This is a genomic window from Rhodococcus sp. (in: high G+C Gram-positive bacteria) (assembly GCF_049286785.1).
Taxonomy (GTDB): domain Bacteria; phylum Actinomycetota; class Actinomycetes; order Mycobacteriales; family Mycobacteriaceae; genus Rhodococcus_F.
This window is the reverse complement of record NZ_JBAQEO010000795.1, coordinates 1-3,795: the sequence shown is the minus strand read 5'-3', so window position 1 is coordinate 3,795 and position 3,795 is coordinate 1. Positions and strand designations below refer to the sequence as shown.

The following is a 3,795-nucleotide window of genomic DNA, read 5'->3' as shown; positions in this document are numbered from 1 at the left end:
CAGATCCACCTCACGCCACGGTAGCTCCACCTCGTCGACCACCAGCTGCGCCGGGACCCCGTGGTCGTCGTAGACGAACGCGGTCCGCAGATTCGGGTGGCGGGCCAGCAGCCCGGCCGCGGCGGCGCGTAACCGAGAGACGTCGACCGCACCCGCGAGGTCGATCCGCAGCTGCGCGGTGTACACGTCCACCGCGCCTGCGGCCAGCGAAGCATGGAACAGCAACCCCGACTGCAACGGCGACAACGACCACACGTCCCGCAGCGCGGGGAACCGCTGCTCCCAGCGCTCGATCTGCTGCTGGCTCACCGACACCAGCGGAACGTCGGACGGTGTCAACCCTCCCGCCCCTGGCCGTGCCGTGTACGCGGCGAGTGCACCGAGGGCACGCTGCCACAGATCTGCGAATGCCGTGACGTCGGCCTCGCCGAGCACCCCGCTCGGATAGGCGAGCGATGCGATCAGTCGGGGTCCCTCGGGACTGTCCTCGACAAAGGCGTTGATGTCGATCACGGACGCGACCGGCATGTCGGGGTTCCGGGTTCCACCGAGTTCGGTCTTCACCGGCAGCCAGTCCCCCGTGCCGCCCGTGGCGGTCACCCGTCCCAGATAGTTGAAACTCACCTGCGGAGAACGGAATCGACGGAGGGACGCCGAGGTCTCGTCGTCCAGGTAGCGCAGCATTCCGAAGCCGATCCCGTGATCCGGGATCGCGAGCAACTGTTCCTTGACGGCCTTGACTGCCTGTCCTGCCTCAGGCCCCCCTGTCATGGCGTCGTCGACGTCGGTTCCGGTGAGATCCAACCGCACCGGGAACAGGGTGGTGAACCAGCCGACGGTGCGGGACAGATCCGCACCGGCGACGACCTGCTCCTCGCGGCCGTGCCCCTCGAGGTTGATCAGAGCGTCCGTCACGGAGGCGCCCTGTTCCCGGCGCCAGGCGATCAGTGCCAGTGCCACTGCGGTGAGCAGCCCGTCTCCCACGCTGCCGTGGAACGCGGCCGGTAGCGTGGTGAGCAGGGCGGCGGTCACACCGAACGGCGCTTCGACGGAAACCGTACCGACGGTCGCGTCGACGTCGACTGCGGGATCGAGTGGGCGCGAACCGATCATCGGATCCGGACCGTCGAGGATCTTCTCCCACAATGCCAGTTCACCCGTGCGTCGCGCCGCGGCATCGAGCAGCCCGTGCGACCACCGCCGCATCGACGTTCCGACTGCGGGCAGAGCAGGGACGGAGCCGGCCCGGAGTTCGCCGGACGCCGCCGCGAGATCCGCGATGAGGACGCGCCACGACACAGCGTCGACCACCAGGTGATGTATCACCACGAGCAGTCGCCCGACGTCGTTCGGGACATCGAACCAGACCATCCGCACCATGGCGGCGGTGGCCGGATCCAGGTGCTCGCCCGCTGTCTCGAGTTCTGCGGCCGCGAGCGCCGCGAAGTCGTCAGCGTCCACCGTCGCGATCGGTACGCGGCGGATCAACTCGTGCGCCGGTACCGCCCCGGACGGCAGCACCTGCATGCCCTGCCCGTCCGCGACCAGGCGCGCACGGAGCATGTCGTGCCGGTCGAGCACCGCCGCGAGGGCCCGCACGAGAACCTCGTGGGTGAGACCGGCGGGGGCTGCCAGCAGCAGTGCCTGAGAGAACCGCTCGAGCCGACCGCCGCTCCGCTCGATCATCCACCGCGCGACGGGGGTCAGCGGCAGGGGACCGACGCCACCGCCCGGCAGTTCGTCGAGAACGACTGTGCCGTGGTCGTCGAATCGCGCCGACTCGGCGAGACCGGCGACGGTTCTGCGATCGAACACGTCTTTGGGAGAGAGGATCACACCGGCGGCCTTCGCGCGGGCCACCAACTGTATCGACATGATGCTGTCGCCGCCGAGGGCGAAGAAATCGTCGGTGACACCCACCGATTCCAGTCCGAGCACCTCCTCGAACAGTCCGGCGAGGAGCTGCTCCGTCTCGGTTCGCGGCGGCCGGCTCTCGCGCACTGCTGCCGCGAAGTCGGGCGCCGGAAGCGCTGCGCGGTCGAGCTTTCCGTGGACCGTCAGGGGCAGCGATTCGAGTATCACCAGCGCCGCCGGCACCATGTAGGACGCCAACCGGCCACCGACGAAGTCGAGGACAGCTCTCGAATCGATCGTCGCGCCGGATTCGGGCACCAGGTAGCCGATCAACCGATCGCCCCCGCCGTCCCCGTTCCACACGCCCGCCACGGCCTGGGCCACGTCTTCGTGCGCGAGCAGAGCCGATTCCACCTCACCGAGTTCGATCCGGAATCCCCGGATCTTCACCTGGGAATCGGTGCGTCCGAGGTACTCCAACTGCCCGTCGGTGCTCCAGCGCACCCGATCGCCGGTGCGATACATCCGGCTTCCGGCCGGGCCGAACGGGTCGGCGACAAAGCGTTCGGCCGTGAGCGGGAACCGCCGGTGGTAACCACGGGCGAGGGCGGGACCTGCGAGATACAGCTCCCCGATGACGCCCACCGGCACCGGCTGCAGTCGCGAGTCCAGCACTACTTCCGCGAAACCGCGACTGGGCGCACCGATGGTGACCGGAGCCCCGGACACCAGTTCGGCACTGATACTCGACACGACCGTCGCTTCGGTCGGCCCGTACGCGTTGAACATTCGCCGGCCCGTCGCCCACCGCGCGACCAGTTCCGGGGGACACGCCTCCCCACCCGTCACCACACACCCCAGGTCTGTGAGTCCGGTGGGATCAACCGACGCCAACGCGGCCGGCGTAACGAAGCAATGCGTGACCCGCTCCGATTCGAGAAGCTGAGCCAACTCGGCGCCGCCATACACGGACGGCGGTGCAATCACCATCGTGGCTGCCGGGCCCATCGCCAGCAACAGCTCGAGAACAGAGGCATCGAAGCTCGGCGACGCAAAGTGCAGCGTTCTGGATTCGGACGTCGTCGCGAACGTCTCCCGTTCCTGCGCAGCGAAATTGGACAGTCCCCGATGCGTGGTGACCACACCCTTGGGTCGGCCGGTCGACCCCGAGGTGTAGATCAGGTAGGCCGGGTTGTCGACCCGGATCCTCGATGTGCGCTCATCATCGGTGACAGGCGACGCGGGGTAGTGCGACAGCCTCTCGTCGAAGTCCGGTTCGTCGAGGACCAGCCACGGCACCACCTCGGGAAGGGCGCCGCGTTGCGACGAGGTGGTCACACCCCACTCGGCACCGGAGTCGGTGAGCATGTACTCGATCCGCGCAGTCGGATGATTCGGATCCACCGGAAGGAAGGCGGCCCCCGACTTGGCCACCGCCCAGACGGCCAGAACGGATTCGACGGACCGCGGCACGCACAGTGCGACCACGGTTTCCGGGCCGATGCCACCCTCGATCAGAATGCGGGCCAACTGATTCGATCGTCCGTCGAGATCGGCGTAGCTGACCTGACGCTCTTCGAAGATCAGTGCCACGGCACTCGGATCGTTCGCGACCGCCTCTGCCACAAGATCCGGCAGCGTCCGCGCCGGCACTGCGGCGCCGCCGGTCACCGGTGTCAGTTCGCGCCGTTCCTCGGTGCCGAGGATGTCGATGTCTCCCACCCGGACGCCGGGGGTAGCGGTAACGGTCTCGAGGATGCGCTGGAGTCGCCTCGCGAACCCGGCGACCGTACCCTCGTCGAAGAGATCGGTGGCGTAGCCGAGTCCCGCGGCGATACCGTTCGGGGTGCCGTCCGTGCCCAGATTCTCGGCGAGAGTCAACTGCAGGTCGAAGTTGATGGTGTCGATCTCGACATCGAGGCTGCGAACCCGCAGATCCGG

General features: G+C 68.1%; 1 protein-coding gene. It reads right to left on the bottom strand.

The genetic code is table 11. The features are described 5' to 3' along the window. The coding region (locus WAW17_RS28775) for an amino acid adenylation domain-containing protein (protein WP_422336264.1) at positions 1-3,795 on the bottom strand (3,795 nt) is incomplete at both ends.